The organism is Flavobacterium covae, from assembly GCF_001534645.1.
Lineage (GTDB): Bacteria > Bacteroidota > Bacteroidia > Flavobacteriales > Flavobacteriaceae > Flavobacterium > Flavobacterium covae.
The window spans coordinates 324,705-339,147 of sequence record NZ_CP013992.1 but is presented as its reverse complement, the minus strand read 5'-3'; the positions used below and the strand labels follow the sequence as shown (position 1 = coordinate 339,147).

Genomic DNA, 14,443 nt, shown 5'->3' with positions numbered 1-14,443 from the left:
AAATTCTATAGAAGAAGCCACAAAAAACAAGCAATATTTTTCATTAATTTCATTCTCAGGATCTATAAGCACAAACTAACATATAATCCTCTATGGAACAAAAATCAATATCAAAATCTTCAATTAAATTTTTAAAACGCAATTGCGCTTTACAATGATTATCATGTAAGTTAAACATATCTTCAAAAATATGATCAGGAAAACTAATACCTACTTCATTTTTTATTTTAAATATAGATTCTTTTATTCCCCAAATAACAATCGCTTTTTGTATTTGTTCCTTTACTGAAAGATTTTCAATATGCTTCATATCCATATAACGAGGAGCTATGCGAAGAACTTTTTCTTTTATCTTCTCTAAATCTATACCTATAGGCTTATTACTTAATCCCAATGCTGAAAATTCACCAGAATGAGAAATACTTACTTCTACCACTGGTTTATTCTTTTCTGATTTAAGTATAGGTTTACCACTAACATCATAACATAAATCATGATCTGTATAACCACAATATTGTAATAGCATTCGAACCCCTAAAAAATTTTTTCGATGATCTTCAGAACCCATTTTTTCAAGTCGAGCAAGAGACTGATTTTTTAACAATACGTTTTCAAATAATTGATTGTAAGTTTCTGTAGTTTTCCAAAGATATATAGTGGTGTCTTCTGAAAAATATATTTCTTTATAAAAAGGCATTTTGAATCTTATTAATTTCTAAAGTTTGTTTAATTCATTTGAAAATAGATAATACAACTTCAAATTTTACTTTTAATAATACCACAGACAAGGGGAAATGGATTTTAAAATATAAAATACATTGATAATTAAATAGTTACAACAAAAAAACAAATATTAATTTGTACAAATCTATTGGCAAATCAAAAACTAATCCGTAGTTTTGCATCCGATTTATAAAATTTAATATTTAAAAACAAATATACTAAATAGATGAGTACTACAACAATTCCGTATGTACCTTATAAGGTTAAAGATATTTCTTTAGCAGAATGGGGAAGAAAAGAGATTCAATTAGCAGAAGCTGAAATGCCTGGTCTAATGGCTATCCGTGCTGAATATGGTCCGAGCCAACCCTTAAAAGGTGCTCGTATTGCAGGTTGCCTACACATGACTATTCAAACAGCTGTATTAATTGAAACTTTAGTAGCTTTAGGTGCTGAAGTAACTTGGTCTTCTTGTAACATTTTCTCTACACAAGATCATGCAGCAGCAGCAATTGCAGCAGCAGGTATTCCAGTATATGCTTGGAAAGGTATGAATGCAGAAGAATTTGACTGGTGTATTGAACAAACTTTATTCTTTGGTGAAGAAAGACAACCATTAAATATGATTCTTGATGATGGTGGTGACTTGACAAACATGGTATTTGATAAATACACTGAATTAGTTAAAGGAATCAAAGGTTTATCAGAAGAAACAACAACAGGTGTTCATCGTTTATACGAAAGAATGAAAAACGGCACGTTATACATGCCTGCTATCAACGTAAATGACTCAGTTACAAAATCGAAATTTGATAACAAATACGGTTGTAAAGAAAGTGCAGTAGACGCTGTGCGTCGTGCTACTGACGTAATGTTAGCAGGTAAAAGAGTTGTGGTTTGTGGTTACGGTGACGTAGGTAAAGGTACAGCAGCTTCTTTCCGCGGCGCTGGTTCTATCGTTACCGTTACCGAAATTGACCCTATTTGTGCTTTACAAGCAGCTATGGATGGTTATGAAGTTAAAAAGTTAGACACTGTTATAGGTAATGCAGATATTGTGATTACTACAACTGGTAATAAAGACATTGTAGTAAGTCGTCATTTTGAAGCTATGAAAGACAAAACTATCGTTTGTAACATTGGTCACTTTGACAATGAAATAGACATGGCATGGTTAAACACTAACCACGGTGCTACAAAACAAGAAGTAAAACCTCAAGTAGATATTTACAACGTAAACGGCAAAGAAATTATCATCTTAGCTGAAGGTCGCTTAGTAAACTTAGGTTGTGCTACAGGTCACCCATCATTTGTAATGAGTAACTCTTTCTCTAACCAAACGTTAGCGCAAATTGAGTTATGGACTAACAGTACAGCATATAAAAACGAGGTATATATGTTACCAAAACATTTAGATGAAAAAGTGGCTGCTTTACATTTAACGAAATTAGGAGTTGAATTAGAAACTTTATCTGAAGAACAAGCTGCTTATATTGGAGTTGAAGTCAAAGGTCCTTTTAAACCTGAATACTATCGCTACTAATAATTCATAAAGTTTTATCAACTTATATTCTGAAGTCTATTTTATTAACTTGTTAAAAAATATAAGATAAACTGTATAAGTATAAAGAGGCTATCCAAAAAGTAATAAATAAACATTATGTGATTTCTCCCTTTGGTCGAAATGGCAAAATTGCGAACTTTTTGGACAGTCTCTTTTTTTTAGAATATCTACTATATTTTTACAATTTCCCAACTTTTAGCACCTTCAGTCTTAATTTTTATTTTGATTTTTTGTTCATAATAAAATTTACACCTGTATTATACCCCCTTTTTTCTAGCAATATAGAAAAAGAAATAATAATCGTTTTTATTCAATTATTCTATTTCTTAAAAAAACAGTATTTTTCAAAAATACAACACAATGTTCTTTCCTTTTCCTAATTCATTTTTCATTAGTTTTGCTAGAGAACAATTTATATTTTACTGATTAATTAACTCTAATCTATATTCTTTAAATTATTTTTTTTATAAAATAAAAAAGCCTGTATAAAATATGATTAATGAAATACTTACTCAATACCAAAATATTCCAACCTGGCAAATTACACTAGAAACTATTGCTTTTATCTTTGGAATTTTAAGTGTATGGTTTGCTAAAAAGGAAAATTATTTGGTTTATCCTACTGGAATTATTGCAACTACTATAACTGTTTATATCATGTATAAAGCCAAATATATGGCAGATATGAGTATTAATATTTATTACACCTTTATGAGTATTTACGGTTGGCACAAATGGGTTCAGCCCAACATGAATGAAAACAGTACCTCAAAAATTACAAGAACTAACAATAAAGAAAAGCTAATTGGATTTGTAATGTTCCTATTAACAGCTATTATTTGTATTGGTATTTACAGTATTTTTGAAATCAAAATATATATAAATAATTGGATTGATATTTTTACTACTTGCATTTTTTTTACAGCTATGTGGTTTATGGCGTTAAAAAAAATTGAAAGTTGGAGTTTATGGATTCTTGGAGATTTTCTTATCATCCCCATCCTTTGGTCGCGAGAACTTTATATCTTTGCCCTCCAATATATTATTTTCACAATTTTAGCCATATTGGCCTATTTAGAATGGAAGAAAATCTTAAACAAAGAAAAAGTAACATCCTCAGAATAACCACTTACGGACCAGAAAGCACAGGAAAAACCACATTAGCACGTGATTTAGCTAAACATTTTAACACCACTTGGATAGTAGAATATGCAAGGGATTTTCTTTTAGAAATTCTTGATAAAGAAGGGCGTACTTGTGAAGAAAAAGATTTACTACCTATTGCTATTGGTCAAATTGCTATTGAAAATGAAGCTCTAAAAACAGCTCATAGATTTTTATTCTGCGATACTAATGCACTCGTTACTAAGGTCTATTCGGATATTTATTACAATAAATGTTCTCCTGAATTAGAAGAAGCAGCTAATTTACATCACTACGACCTTTATTTTTTAACAGACAAAGATATACCATGGGAATCTGATGGCTTAAGAGATAGTGCTGAATACAGAGACTCTTCCTTTGAAATATTTAAAAAAAATTTAATTCAATATAAAAAACCTTTTATTTTAATCAGCGGCAACAGAGAAGAACGCTTAAAAAAGGCAATCCAAATTGTAACTGATTTAGAAAAAGCTCTAAATGCAGGATTTACAAGCCATGAATTTATAGAACTCTACAACCAAAACAAAAACATTAATCTAATCATCAAACAAATTTATTTCTTAAAAAATGGAATTGTCAAAACAGCACTAGAAGCTCCTGCTACAATTGGAAATGGGATTATAAAACTAGACGCACAAGAGCTAGATTATTATATCAATTATTTTGACTCCAATAAAACTGGGAAAACGTTGGAAAAATTCATTCCAGCTTCAGGTGCTGCAACTAGAATGTTTAAGTTTTTAAACGATTTTATACTCGATTTTAACTCCGAAGAGGAAACCATAAATGGCTATATTAACAGAACAAACAATACTGCTTTAGAAACATTTATTGCTGGTATTGAAAAATTCCCTTTTTATCACCAAGTTGTCTCCAAACTAGTTCTACAAAATAATCAATACAAAAAGTTATCCGCTTCTAAAAAAAAATATTTATTTATTAAAACAATACTAGAGGATCCTGATTTTAATTTTCTTAACAAACCAAAAGCAGTATTACCTTTTCATAAATACGAAGAGAAAATTACCACACCTATTGAAGAACATTTCAAAGAATCAAACCAATACGCTTCCTGTAGCAACGGTAACATCCACTTTACCATCTCAATTGAACATGAAATACTATTTTCTGAATTAATTAAACAATTACCTAATGAATTAAAAGAAAACTTACATATAAGTTTTTCTTATCAAGATCCTTCTACTGATTCCATTGCGTTAACAAAAAATCACAAAATATTAAAAAACGAAAAAGGAAATTTTATATTTCGCCCGGGAGGACATGGTGCTCTACTCTACAATTTAAATCAAAGAGAAGCAGACATCCTTTTCATTAAAAATATTGATAATGTATCTAGAAATCATTCAGAAATTGTAACAAAACACAAAAAAGCGTTAGCTGGTATTCTACTAGAAATCAGCAACAAAAGCCACAACTACCTAAAAGAACTTAACAAAAACAAATACCATAATATTTTAATACAAGAAGTTAAAAACTTTATTCAAAACAAACTTTCTATTATTATTAATCCTGATTTTGATGAGTACAAAGAAGAAAGTCAAATCAAAATTTTAAAACATTTCTTAAACAGACCTATACGTGTATGTGGAATGGTTAAAAACGAGAATGAACCAGGCGGTGGTCCTTTTTGGGTAAAAGATAAAAAAGGAAACTCAACACTACAAATCGTTGAATCCGCACAAATTGATTTAGAAAATGATAAACAAAAATCAATTTTTAAATCTTCCACTCATTTTAATCCCGTGGATCTTGTTTGTTCCATAAAAGATTATCAAGGCAATAAGTTTAATTTATTAGATTTTACAGATCCCAACACAGGCTTTGTTGTTAAAAAAAATAAAGATGGAATTCAATATAAATCATACGAATTACCTGGGTTATGGAATGGTAGTATGGCCAATTGGATTACCCTTTTTATAGAAGTTCCTCTTGATACTTTTACTCCTGTAAAAACGATTAATGATCTTTTAAAATCTGTCCATCAACCTGAAATTTTATAATTCTAAAAAAATATAATACAGATACTGCCCAAAAAGTTCGCAATCTTGTCATTTCAACCAAAGGGAGAAATTACATAATCTTGATTATGAAACTCCTCCTTACTGAGTAACAAACTGCATGTTGATTTATTACTTTTTGGGCAGCCTCTTTTTTGTCCTATAATCCTAATCATCATTTAAATTTTATAATAAACTCTAATCTTAAAGAAGACTTTGCATTCTTATAATCTTCGGATCTTTTATAGAATCAGAAGTTTTACCCCAGATTATACTTTATCATAAAGAAGAAAAGTCCCTGTATTTTTTGTAGTTATAACTTTGTTATATTGAGAACAAAATAAAACCTATTTTATAGATTTATGATCCTTTTTATCTGTAACAAAATTCTAATACGTAATCCAAAATTTAAACAATCTTCTTAAAATAATCCTTTTATAAAACACAATCCTTTATTACCATAATAACAATATTATATGTATTAGCAACATGATTTCGTTTACTTTATTTCTTAAAAGCATTCAACGCATTTTTTGTAAAATCAGACAAAACTAGTTTTCCAGAGACAGCCGCACGATCATACAACAATTCATCCCAATGACTTGTTCCTTCCCATAAGACTTTTTTAAATTCTAATAAAGCCTCTGGATTATAGCTTGCTAATTGTTGAGTAAATTCATTCAATGTTTGATCCATAGTTTCTACATCTTCAAACAATTTAGAATACAATTTATGTTGAAATCCCCACTCTGCACTTTTCCACTCTGTAGGTGAAAGCGTCATTTCTGTCATAGCTGATTTACCAATTTTTCTTGAAACAGCTGGTTCTATTACAAAAGGACCTATACCTATGGCTATTTCAGATAATTTTATAGCTGCAGCATGGGTGGCAAAAGTATAATCGCAAGCAGACACAAGACCTACTCCTCCTCCAACTGTTTTACCTTGAACTCTCCCTATGATTATTTTTTCGCATTTTCTCATAGCGTTAATAACATTTGCAAAACCACTAAAAAAAGCTTTTCCTGTTTCTAAATCATTTACTTCTAGTAACTCATCAAAAGAAGCTCCTGCACAAAAAGCCCCTCTTCCTTCACTTTGTAAAACAACCACCCCAACTTCTTTGTTTTTACTAATTGCAAAAATTTCTTCTGTTAATAATTTTAATTGTTCGCTTGGAAATGAATTACTGGCAGGATGTGAAAAAGTAATTCTTGCAATTTTATCTTTTATAATGGTATTAATGAATCCTTTCATATTTTAATTTTTTATTATAAATCAAATAGTTTTTTTTATTTATTAACAAGGTACTAACAAAATCCTCTTTCATTAGTAATTTTACTTCTAATTTTGTTACAAAAGAAACTGTCCGAAAAGGTCGTGATTGATTGATTTCAACCATAAGGAAGCTCAAACGAAGTAAATAGACGAAAAAATTGCATAACCTTAATCATGTTTCTCCTATCATTGAAGAGGCAGGCTAAACATCTATTTTTGACTTTTCAAACGCGCTCAATTTTGTTTAAAAAAAAATCCCGATAAAATCGGGATTTAAGAATATAGATACAAAAATTATTTACCTTTATTTACTTCAGCTACATATTTCTCAAGTGCCATCGTCATAGAAGGTACTCCTGGAGCTGGTGCCATGATGTCTATACGTAAGCCATGATCAATAGCCTCTTTTTGGGTTGTACTTCCAAATACCGCTATACGTGTCTCATTTTGTTTAAAATCAGGAAAATTTTTAAACAATGACTGAATACCTGTTGGACTAAAAAAGGCTAATACATCGTAATACACATCTTTTAGATCTGATAAATCACTCATTACTGTTCTGTAAAAAGTACCTGGAGTCCAATCTAATTTTAAATTATTTAAGGTTTGAGGCACATCTGCATTTAATTTGTCAGACGCAGGGAGCAAAAACTTTTCATCTTTATACTTTTTAAAGAAAGAAGACATATCTGCAAATTCCTTTTGTCCTACATAAATTTTCCTTTTTCTGTAAACCACATATTTTTGTAAATAGTAAGCTACTGCCTCTGACTGACAAAAATAACGCAAATCTTCAGGAATCTTATAACGCATTTCCTCTGCCACTCTAAAAAAATGATCTACAGAATTCTTACTAGTTAAGATAATCGCTGTATAATTATTCAAATCAATTTTTTGAGCGCGAACCTCCTTAGCAGGCACTCCTTCTACATGAATAAAGGGTCTAAAATCAACTTTTATTTTATGCTTATTTTGTAAATCAAAATAAGGCGAGTTCTCAACTTTTGGCTCAGGTTGCGATACTAAAATCGTTTTCACTTTCATAGTCAAAAAATGTTGTTTTGTACAATTATGCTTTACCTATTTGTAATGTAGTAATACATAAAAAAATAAGGTGCAATTTCCAGGGCGCAAATATACAAAATAAAATAAAACAACTTCCTTAAAAGTAAATTTTGATAATTTCGCAATGACACAAGATATGTTACTGCATTTATTATTAAAATTATAACTAAAACTCCAAGAATAACATATTGATTTATTGAATTAGTATAATATAATACCATATCAACAGGTAACAGCAAAATACCTAAATAAGTTCTATAACTCACTTTAAAGAGATTAAACTGCTCTATAAACGACTCTGTATCAAATGAAGTTGCTATAATTTTTTCTATCAAATATTTTGACAGAACAAAAAATGTTAAAAAAGTTATAATTTGTATAAAGCTTACCCAATTAGTCTTTGTTGTATAACCGTAATAAGACAAAACTAACTGAATAAAAAAGGAAAATGAAATTAATTGCACAAAAAACAATAAGATTGTAAACCAAGTCATTAAGTTACTCGGATCCTTATAAACTTTTATATACTTATTATTAAACAATAATCTAACAAAATCAGTAAAGCGTTTTTCAAAAACGGCCTTAGTAATCGTTACCACTCCTATAGCTACAATAAAAACTATAGTAATCCAATTTTTATTCTCTACAATTCGAGGAATTAACTCATAGTTATTCATAGTACAAAATTACAAATTTTTCATTCCCTTCATCGAATTATAGATAATTTAGGAGTCTCATAATTTAAAAAGATTATTTTTGCAGCACAATTCAGTAAATTTATGCAGGACTCTATCGTTATCATACCTACTTACAACGAAATAGAAAATATTGATGCTATTATTAGAGCTGTTTTTGCTCTACCTAAAAAATTTGATGTTTTAATTGTCGATGATAACTCTCCTGATGGCACTGCAGATCGGGTAATTGAATTACAAAAAGAATACCCAAAAGCATTACATCTTGAAAAAAGACAAGGAAAAGCGGGATTAGGAACAGCTTATGTGCATGGTTTTAAGTGGGCTATACAACATCATTATGATTATATTTTTGAAATGGACGCTGATTTTTCGCATAATCCTAATGATCTTACAAAGCTTTACGAGGCTTGCAAAACACAAAATGCGGGGATGTCTATTGGCTCTCGTTATATTACGGGCGTAAACGTAGTTAATTGGCCTTTAAATCGTGTTTTACTATCTTATTTTGCTTCTGTCTACGTTCGATTGATTACGGGCATGCAAATTCAGGATGCCACTGCTGGTTTTATATGCTATCAACGTCAAGTATTAGAAAAAATAAATCTAAACCAATTAAAGTTTACGGGATATGCTTTTCAGATAGAAATGAAATACAGAACTTTTGCTAATCATTTTAAAATTATTGAAGTACCTATTATCTTTACAGATCGTACAAAAGGCGAATCTAAGATGAGTGGCGCTATCATACGAGAAGCTATTTTTGGCGTAATTATGTTGCGAGTTCGCAAGATGTTTAATTTATTATAAAAACACAACACATTATGAAAACTATTTTAATTAAAAACGCTCAGATAGTAAACGAAGGTCATATTTTTAAAGGAGATGTTTTAATTGAAAACAAGTTTATCATAGACATCGCTGAACACATTACGCCCTTAAAAGATTTTGAGATCATTGATGCTCAAAATAACTATTTAATTCCTGGGGCTATAGATGATCAAGTACATTTTCGTGAGCCTGGTCTAACCCACAAAGGTACTATAGCATCTGAATCTAGAGCCGCTATAGCAGGAGGCATAACTAGTTTTATGGAACAACCTAATACCGTACCTAACGCGGTAACACAGGAATTGTTAGAACAAAAATACGAAATAGCCTCTAAAACTTCTTATGCCAACTACTCCTTTATGATGGGAGCTACTAATGATAATTTAGAAGAAGTTCTCAAAACCAATCCACGTAATGTAGCAGCTATTAAAATTTTCTTAGGCTCTTCCACTGGTAATATGTTAGTAGATCGTGAAGAAGTACTCGAAAAAATCTTTAGCCATACGAATATGATTATTTGTGTGCATTGTGAAGACGAAACAACTATTCAGAATAATTTAGCTGATTATAAAGAAAAATACGGTGATAATATTCCTATAGATTGTCATCATTTAATAAGAAGTGAAGAAGCTTGTTATATTTCTTCATCTAAAGCTATAGAATTGGCTAAAAAAACTGGTGCTCGTTTGCATATTTTTCATCTTTCTACGGCCAAAGAAATGAGTTTACTAGACAATTCAATTCCGTTAGAAAACAAAAAAATAACCGCCGAAGTTTGCGTACATCACTTATGGTTTACTGATAAAGATTATGCGGATAAAGGCACCCTAATTAAATGGAATCCTGCCGTAAAAACAGAAACAGACAAAAACGCTTTGTGGGAAGCTTTATTAGATAACCGAATTGATGTAATTGCCACAGATCACGCACCTCATACACAGGAAGAAAAACAAAAACCTTACACAAGTGCTCCTTCTGGCGGTCCTCTTGTACAACATGCTGTAGTAGCATTATTTGAAGCTTTTCATCAAGGTAAAATTTCTATTGAACGAATTGTTGAAAAAATGGCTCATAATCCAGCTAAATTATTTCAGATAGATCGTCGTGGTTTTATTAAAAAAGGGTATTATGCTGATTTAGCCATTATTAATACAAATTCTCCTTGGACGGTTTCTAAAGACAACATTCTGTACCAATGCGGTTGGTCACCTTTTGAAAATTATACTTTTAAATCAAAAATTACACATACTTTTGTAAATGGTAATTTAGTATATGAAAACAACCAAGTCAAAGATCTTCAAGAAGGAATGCGACTAGAATTTAACCGGTAAATAAAAGACTCTTATAATATGAACAAAATAGCTTGCTTTTTTTTAATTTTATTTTCTCTGTCTTGTCAGAAATTCAACACTCCTGAAAAACCTGATAATCTGATAGATGAAGCAACTATGGAAAAAATATTATATGATTTGGCATTGATTCAAGCAATTAAGGGGCATGATGCCAAATTACTTCCAACGAATCAGATTGATCCCAAAAAATACGTTTATAAAAAATATCATATAGACAGTTTACAACTTGTAAATAGTAATAAATACTACTCTTATGATATTGCAAACTATAAAAAAATATATGATCGTGTTATCGAAAAAATCAAAACTGAAAAAATCAAAACTGAAAAACTACGACAAGCTGAATTGAAAAAAGAAAAACTAAAAAAAGCAGAATAATTATAGATAAAATGATTGAAGTTTATCAGGTCTTTTTATAATGAAAATTTCAATAAATAGGCACATTCATAATTACCCAAACACTTGCATATCAACAAAATAAGTGTTATTTTAGAAGAAACAAACCCCGAAATTGCTCAAAAAGAGTCAAAAACGGGGTTTTTCTTTAAATGCTATGCCAAAAATAATACGTTTAAGCGAATTTCAATACCAAATTCCATTTTTTACTATCAATAAAGATTTTGATGGTTTTTACGCCCAATTTTTAAAAACAGATTTGGGTAAAATTTATCTTTCGATGCCTTTTTCAGAGCTTGCTCAAGCCTTCAAACTGAAAGATTCTCAAAAAGGGACTCATTGTTATTTTAGTCCTAAAGGCAAAATTGCTCTGATGATGCTTAAAAACTACTACGGTTGTTCGGATAAAAAGTTGATTGAACTTCTCAATGGAAATATCTTTATGCAATTTTTTTGTGATATTCTGATTCCGATTGATAAACCTTTGAAAAACTTTAAAATCGTGAGTCAAATCAGAATGGAGCTATCCAAGACTTTAACCATTGGCAAAGCTCAAGAAGTACTAGCTAAGAACTGGATTCCTTATATGGGAGATTTAGATAAAATGCTTACGGATGCTACTTGTTACGAGAGTGAAGTGCGCTTTCCTACGAACCAGAAATTGCTTTGGGAGTGTGTACAGTGGAATTATAAGCAAATGGAAGCTTTGTGTCATTTGTTTAAAATAAAACTACCAAGAACTAAATATTTAGATTGGTGTAAGCGATACAATCAATATTCAAAAAAGAGAAAAAAACAATCAAAACATCGCACAAAAGTTACCCGAGGTTTACTTAAATTATTATACAAACTCAATGGCGAACTTAGCCGTATTGAAGCACAAAATCCGTTTGAAGCCACTACAAAATATAGCAAACAGCGCCTGATTATCAAACAAGTATACAAACAACAAATTCAGATATTTAAAACTGGTAAAAGTGTTCCAGACAGGATTGTAAGTATTAGCAAAAGTTATATCCGCCCAATTGTTCGCGGGAAAGAAGTAAAGCAAGTTGAATTTGGAGCCAAAGTAAACAAAATTCAAATCGATGGCATTAACTTCATCGAACACATTCAATATCGAGCTTTCAACGAAGGAACTCGTCTGCAAAGCAGTGTTTTTTGCGCTCAGAATTTAACTAAAACAAAAGTAAAAATACTTGGAGCCGATGCCATTTATGCTACCAATAAAAATCGAACCTTCACGTCTACCAATACTATCCAAACCGATTTTGTACGTAAAGGAAAAGCTGGAAAAAATGAAGAACAACGCAAAATTTTAGCGCAACACATCAAGAAAGAACGAGCTACTCGACTAGAAGGAAGTTTTGGCAAGGAGAAGGAACATTACCATCTCAAGAAAATCAAAGCCAAAACCCAAAAAAGTGAGATCCTTTGGATTTTCTTTGGCATTCACACAGCCAATGCATTAGAAATAGGGAGACGGATTTATCTACAACAGCAAACTTTAGTAGCATAAAAAAAATGTAAGACCAGCATCATAGGGGAACGTGCGTCGTGTTGCGACCCAAAAACCTATTTTTAAACATTTGAATCCTTTAAAAAACAAAAATGACCCAAATTTGTAAATCAAAATGGGTCATTGTTTTATTTTTTTACAAAAGTGAGGTTACTTCTGAATGTGCCTAAATAATTTTATTATTTCAAAAATATCACGAATAATACCATTTAAACTTAAAATATACTGGATTAGAAAATAAAGTTCTTGATATGTTTTTTTCATTTTAAAAACAACTCAAACGGACGGTTAAGTATATAATTGAAATCATCGTTAGTTCGAGCGTGAAGCACATCGAGAACCAATGATGATTTTTATTGTTTTTGTAAAATAATACCTAAATCAACATGCTTTTTATCACTCCAACACAAGGAGGAGTCTCATAATCAGTATTATGAGGAAATTTCAAAGTTTAAATGGTATTAGGTTCAACGAAAACTCTTTTAGATTAAAATAATACCCTTTTTGATTCAACGAAGACTCTTTTTGGTTCTATTTTTAGTCTCTTGTTTGTCACTACGTAAGGAGGTATCACATAATCAAAACCAAAACCACTTGATAAAAGAGGAATAGCATCATGAGAATTTAAAAAGGTTATGTTTGTGATCTCTCCTAATGTCGGGATGACAAGAACCTGATTTTTTTTGTAAGCAAAATTTTATCTCTTTAGATTGAGAGCACAGAAGACAAATTTCTTTTTAGATTTAAAATTCTTTTATCTATACTGAACTTTACAATACACAATCTTGGTTTAAGTAATCTTGTATTGTTTTAAATTCAAATTTAAGGGTTTCTTTTATTTTAGAATGATCATAATTATCCATCGTTTGTAAAGTACGAATCATATCTTTGGATAAAACTCTGGTTTTACCAAATAATCCTAAAAACCAATCAAAAGTATATGCCAATCTTAGTGCATAAGACCGTATTAAAATGGTTGGTTTCTTAACATTTAATTTTTTTGCTATAAGATTTGTTACTTCTTGGTATGATATGGTTTGTGATACTACAATAAAACGTTGCCCGACGATGGGGCTTTTCATTAGTTTTTTCATGATACAAACTAAATCATCTACTGATACAAAGCCGGTTCCTCCTTTTGTATAAAAAGGAATTTGAGAAGCTACTTTATTATAAATATCACCGCTTCCTTCTCTCCAGAACAAGGGGCCTAAAACAACTCCTGGATTAACAATTACTACAGGCAATCCTTCTTGGTAAGCTCGCCAAACTTCCATTTCTGCTCCATATTTAGAGATAGCGTAATCACTGTGAGGTAACTCAGGATTCCACTCTGTTTCTTCTGTTATTTTATGTTCGTATTCCTTTAGATCTCCTAAGGCAGCAATAGAACTTACATAGCATAATTTTTGAACTCCAAAATCAACAGACAAATTAACTACATTAGCTGTTCCTTCAATATTTACTCTTCTTAATTTTTCTTCTTCTTTGGGTTCGAAGGATACTAAAGCTGCACAATGGTAAACCTGTACAATATCTTGAAATGCAAATTCTAAAGAGGGTACATCTAGTATATCTCCTAAGACCCAATTTATTTTATCAAACTGATCTTCTTTTTTATAATGTTCAAATACTTTTTTTACTTTTTCTTTGTTTTTTTCTGTACGAAATAACGCTTTTACTTTTTCTCCTGAATTGATTAATTTCAAGATTAAGTGTGAACCTACCAATCCTGTTGCTCCTGTAACTAAAATCATGGCTCAAATATAAAAAAGATTAGAATTATATTACCTATTTTCATTATCTTAAAACGCTTTTATACATATTATCGTTTAATA

General features: G+C 30.5%; 12 protein-coding genes. 7 read left to right on the top strand and 5 right to left on the bottom strand.

Annotated features, from left to right (window positions below):
- Positions 1-55: 55 nt before the first annotated feature.
- The gene (locus AWN65_RS01420) at positions 56-697 is read right to left on the bottom strand and encodes a 4'-phosphopantetheinyl transferase family protein (RefSeq protein WP_060381536.1); all 642 of its coding nucleotides are present in this window, start codon (positions 695-697) and stop codon (positions 56-58) included.
- A 252-nt stretch (positions 698-949) separates the two neighbouring features.
- Here AWN65_RS01420 and ahcY point away from each other — a divergent pair, with 252 nt between their 5' ends.
- The 3 genes from ahcY to AWN65_RS01405 all read left to right on the top strand — a co-directional run bounded on the left by ahcY (position 950) and on the right by AWN65_RS01405 (position 5,472).
- The gene (gene ahcY / locus AWN65_RS01415; RefSeq protein WP_060381535.1) at positions 950-2,266 is read left to right on the top strand and encodes an adenosylhomocysteinase; all 1,317 of its coding nucleotides are present in this window, start codon (positions 950-952) and stop codon (positions 2,264-2,266) included.
- 513 nt (positions 2,267-2,779) lie between these two features.
- Positions 2,780-3,412 carry a nicotinamide riboside transporter PnuC gene (gene pnuC, locus AWN65_RS01410; protein ID WP_060381534.1) on the top strand — a complete coding sequence of 211 codons (633 nt, stop codon included), beginning with the start codon at positions 2,780-2,782 and terminating at the stop codon, positions 3,410-3,412.
- The gene (locus AWN65_RS01405; RefSeq protein ID WP_060381533.1) at positions 3,367-5,472 is read left to right on the top strand and encodes a DUF4301 family protein; all 2,106 of its coding nucleotides are present in this window, start codon (positions 3,367-3,369) and stop codon (positions 5,470-5,472) included. The genes pnuC and AWN65_RS01405 overlap by 46 nt, the downstream gene beginning before the upstream one ends.
- 501 nt (positions 5,473-5,973) lie before the next feature.
- Here AWN65_RS01405 and AWN65_RS01400 read toward each other — a convergent pair.
- From AWN65_RS01400 to AWN65_RS01390, 3 genes are all read right to left on the bottom strand, one after another.
- Positions 5,974-6,726, bottom strand: coding sequence for an enoyl-CoA hydratase/isomerase family protein (locus tag AWN65_RS01400; RefSeq protein ID WP_060381532.1), 753 nt, complete (start codon positions 6,724-6,726; stop codon positions 5,974-5,976).
- A 315-nt stretch (positions 6,727-7,041) separates the two neighbouring features.
- Positions 7,042-7,791 carry a uroporphyrinogen-III synthase gene (locus tag AWN65_RS01395; protein WP_060381531.1) on the bottom strand — a complete coding sequence of 250 codons (750 nt, stop codon included), beginning with the start codon at positions 7,789-7,791 and terminating at the stop codon, positions 7,042-7,044.
- 32 nt (positions 7,792-7,823) lie between these two features.
- Positions 7,824-8,489 (bottom strand): DUF4271 domain-containing protein, encoded by a 666-nt coding sequence (locus AWN65_RS01390; protein ID WP_060381530.1) that lies wholly within the window; start codon positions 8,487-8,489, stop codon positions 7,824-7,826.
- A 102-nt stretch (positions 8,490-8,591) separates the two neighbouring features.
- On the opposite strand from AWN65_RS01390, the gene AWN65_RS01385 reads away from it, so the two are divergent.
- The 4 genes from AWN65_RS01385 to AWN65_RS15120 all read left to right on the top strand — a co-directional run bounded on the left by AWN65_RS01385 (position 8,592) and on the right by AWN65_RS15120 (position 12,605).
- On the top strand, positions 8,592-9,317 hold the full coding sequence (locus tag AWN65_RS01385; RefSeq protein ID WP_060381529.1) for a polyprenol monophosphomannose synthase: 726 nt from the start codon (positions 8,592-8,594) through the stop codon (positions 9,315-9,317).
- 14 nt (positions 9,318-9,331) lie between these two features.
- Entirely contained in the window at positions 9,332-10,669 is a 1,338-nt protein-coding gene (locus AWN65_RS01380) for a dihydroorotase (RefSeq protein WP_060381528.1), read from the top strand.
- A gap of 18 nt (positions 10,670-10,687) precedes the next feature.
- Positions 10,688-11,068: a DUF4296 domain-containing protein gene (locus tag AWN65_RS01375; RefSeq protein ID WP_060381527.1), complete on the top strand. Its 381-nt coding sequence runs from the start codon at positions 10,688-10,690 to the stop codon at positions 11,066-11,068.
- A 175-nt stretch (positions 11,069-11,243) separates the two neighbouring features.
- Positions 11,244-12,605, top strand: coding sequence for a hypothetical protein (locus tag AWN65_RS15120; RefSeq protein ID WP_063744209.1), 1,362 nt, complete (start codon positions 11,244-11,246; stop codon positions 12,603-12,605).
- 770 nt (positions 12,606-13,375) lie between these two features.
- Here the strand turns inward: AWN65_RS15120 and AWN65_RS01365 are convergent.
- Positions 13,376-14,362 carry an NAD-dependent epimerase/dehydratase family protein gene (locus AWN65_RS01365; protein WP_060381526.1) on the bottom strand — a complete coding sequence of 329 codons (987 nt, stop codon included), beginning with the start codon at positions 14,360-14,362 and terminating at the stop codon, positions 13,376-13,378.
- Positions 14,363-14,443: the final 81 nt, after the last annotated feature.

Bases quoted from the DNA above. Each gene is read 5' to 3' on its own strand.
- AWN65_RS01420 (WP_060381536.1), bottom strand. From the start codon at position 697: ATGCCTTTTTATAAAGAAATATATTTTTCAGAAGACACCACTATATAT.
- ahcY (WP_060381535.1), top strand. From the start codon at position 950: ATGAGTACTACAACAATTCCGTATGTACCTTATAAGGTTAAAGATATT.
- pnuC (WP_060381534.1), top strand. From the start codon at position 2,780: ATGATTAATGAAATACTTACTCAATACCAAAATATTCCAACCTGGCAA.
- AWN65_RS01405 (WP_060381533.1), top strand. From the start codon at position 3,367: ATGGAAGAAAATCTTAAACAAAGAAAAAGTAACATCCTCAGAATAACC.
- AWN65_RS01400 (WP_060381532.1), bottom strand. From the start codon at position 6,726: ATGAAAGGATTCATTAATACCATTATAAAAGATAAAATTGCAAGAATT.
- AWN65_RS01395 (WP_060381531.1), bottom strand. From the start codon at position 7,791: ATGAAAGTGAAAACGATTTTAGTATCGCAACCTGAGCCAAAAGTTGAG.
- AWN65_RS01390 (WP_060381530.1), bottom strand. From the start codon at position 8,489: ATGAATAACTATGAGTTAATTCCTCGAATTGTAGAGAATAAAAATTGG.
- AWN65_RS01385 (WP_060381529.1), top strand. From the start codon at position 8,592: ATGCAGGACTCTATCGTTATCATACCTACTTACAACGAAATAGAAAAT.
- AWN65_RS01380 (WP_060381528.1), top strand. From the start codon at position 9,332: ATGAAAACTATTTTAATTAAAAACGCTCAGATAGTAAACGAAGGTCAT.
- AWN65_RS01375 (WP_060381527.1), top strand. From the start codon at position 10,688: ATGAACAAAATAGCTTGCTTTTTTTTAATTTTATTTTCTCTGTCTTGT.
- AWN65_RS15120 (WP_063744209.1), top strand. From the start codon at position 11,244: ATGCCAAAAATAATACGTTTAAGCGAATTTCAATACCAAATTCCATTT.
- AWN65_RS01365 (WP_060381526.1), bottom strand. From the start codon at position 14,362: ATGATTTTAGTTACAGGAGCAACAGGATTGGTAGGTTCACACTTAATC.